The organism is Ideonella sp. P3_A4 (genome assembly GCF_056403075.1).
In genome coordinates this window covers 1-2111 of record NZ_JBFUGE010000854.1, presented here as the reverse complement: position 1 = coordinate 2111, position 2111 = coordinate 1, and the positions used below count along the sequence as shown (strand labels likewise).

The window sequence follows — 2111 nt, the reverse complement described above, 5'->3', positions numbered from 1 at the left end:
GGGCCTAACAGCCTTGTATCGCGTATCAGGGTAGTTGTTAGGATTTTGTACGCCGGTGTATGACGGTCCGTCCACACCGTCCACATCACCCGCGCCGCTATAGGTATCGTTGTAATAGCCGTCGGTCATCAGAAGGCTGACAGAGCGCCGGCAAGCGAACTTTGTTGAACTGGTATTAGTCGGGTCTTCCAACCAGGGGCTGCCCAATTGCTCGCCGCTGCTGCGGCTGAAGTAACTGCCGATGGCGTCCAGCGAAGTGCGCAAGGGCGTACTGTTCCCCGATCTCAACGCCTGGACGCCGGTGAGCACAGTCTTCATGCGCGCCGTGCTGAAGAGCCTTATTGGGCCGCCGTTGGCGGCGGTCTCGATGCGGCTGACCTTCTTGCCGCCATCAACGTTGTAGGAAGCGGAATTGTTGATACGCGCCCAACCCACGCGCAGCTTGTCAACGTATTGACTCAACGAATACGAGACGGCCGCCTTGGTCAGGGTCTCGCGCATGCGGTGGTAGGTAAACCAGTTCGCAAAGTTCTGTCGTTCCTCGGCCTGTGTGCAACGGAGGGGGGGCGCCGTATCGATCACGCAATCGGTGCGGGCTGCAGACTTCACTGCAGGGCCGTAGTTGGCGGCATCGTTGATGTCGTACTTGACGTAGCTTGCCGCTTTGGTTGGGTTCGCTCCGGCGGTCAGCCGAAAGTAGAGGCCCGGGTTGAAGTCGCGTTTTCCACTGGCGCACGCGCTCGCGGTGGTGCACCAAGTGGCCGTCACGCCGGTCGAATTCTTCGTCAGGTCGCGAGTGGCGGTGGGCGATGTGGGGTCGAGTGCCGCCGCCGTGGGGGCGCTGTTCGGCAAGAGCCCACCACCGGGTGCGACCCATGGGTCGTAGCGCACGTCAGGGTTGTACCAAATGACGTTGACATCGGGAGAGCGGTACTGCCGCTGATAGACGTTGGTAGCGTCGCTGGCCAACGATACCGCCACACCACCATAGAGGCCTGCATCGGACTTGCGCACATCGTTGGGAAAGCCGCCGACATAGCCCGAGCCGCTCGGAGCATCAGCCAGATTGACGACGCCTCCATTGAGGGTGAAATCGTCCTCCGGCATGAAGTCGGCCAACATCGAACCGGAGTCGTCGATGGTCAACATCACGTTCGGCGTGGGCGGCTCCGCAACCCGACTGGTCAGCGGCACCTGCGCTGGCGCTGCGGCCTGCAGCGAAACAGAGCCTAACGCGGCGCTGCCGGCAATTACCGGGGCCAAGAGACGAAAAAGAGGGTGCGTGAAACGCGCCAGAAGATGCGACATGATGGCTTTCTCGGCGTGAAAAATTAAAGGTGGAATGTGGACTGCAGCCAAACGGCTGAGCCACTTGCAGTGTTTCCGTTGGCGTCAGCGCTGTAGTCAGGGCTGAAGCCACGCGAGGTGATGTCGAAGATTTCCTTGCCGCCGGTGCCGGGCATGATCCGTGATTCAGCCATGCACTGCGGCATCGTTGTCGGCACGAAGGTGCTGTTGGCAGACTCCATGTATTGGGCTGGCACCGTATTCACGCTGGCGTCGTCCGCCCAGATGGGTAGCGCATTCCATGCACCGGTGCTATTAAGCAAAACGACGACTGGCGTTGCAATACCGGTACGCGCCTTGACGACTTCGTCCTCGCAGTAACGCAATGCGATCTGCGCGGCTTGCGTCGCCAGTGTCTGCACCCGGGTGTTGTTGGCAACCAAGTCAGAACTCAACGCACCGCGCATGATGGAAACCGACGCAATACCGATGATTACCAGCATCACCAGCGCGACCATCAGCGCAACGCCACGCTCGCGGCTTCGCCGCCCTCGGGCGTGATTAGGTTTAAGAGCCGAATTCATCGCATACCCTCCAGACGGTTCTGCAAAACGATGGTGGAGGTGAAGGCACGGTACATGCGCCGATCAGCGGGTGTCACACTGTTCCCAGCACAATTGAGGTAGTTCGTGACGTTGTCCATCACCTCACTATCGCTGCGGACCAGCACGCACACCCGCACCGAGACCGCATTGGCAAAGTCGGCCGCAGTCATGGTCGCGGCGTTTTCGTAGCGCACCACCTCGTTCGGGCGGGGGGGGACC

2 protein-coding genes and 1 pseudogene are annotated in these 2111 nt (G+C 60.5%); all 3 read right to left on the bottom strand.

Translation table 11 applies throughout. The features are described 5' to 3' along the window. Positions 1–1308, bottom strand: a pseudogene (locus AC1DYI_RS33650) (hypothetical protein); the annotation flags it as partial. Positions 1309–1331: 23 nt separating this feature from the next. Continuing rightward, positions 1332–1871: a pilus assembly PilX family protein gene (locus AC1DYI_RS33645; RefSeq protein WP_477208451.1), complete on the bottom strand. Its 540-nt coding sequence runs from the start codon at positions 1869–1871 to the stop codon at positions 1332–1334. After that, a partial coding sequence (locus AC1DYI_RS33640) for a PilW family protein (protein WP_477208450.1) occupies positions 1868–2111 on the bottom strand: 244 nt, incomplete at its 5' end. The genes AC1DYI_RS33645 and AC1DYI_RS33640, both read right to left, overlap by 4 nt.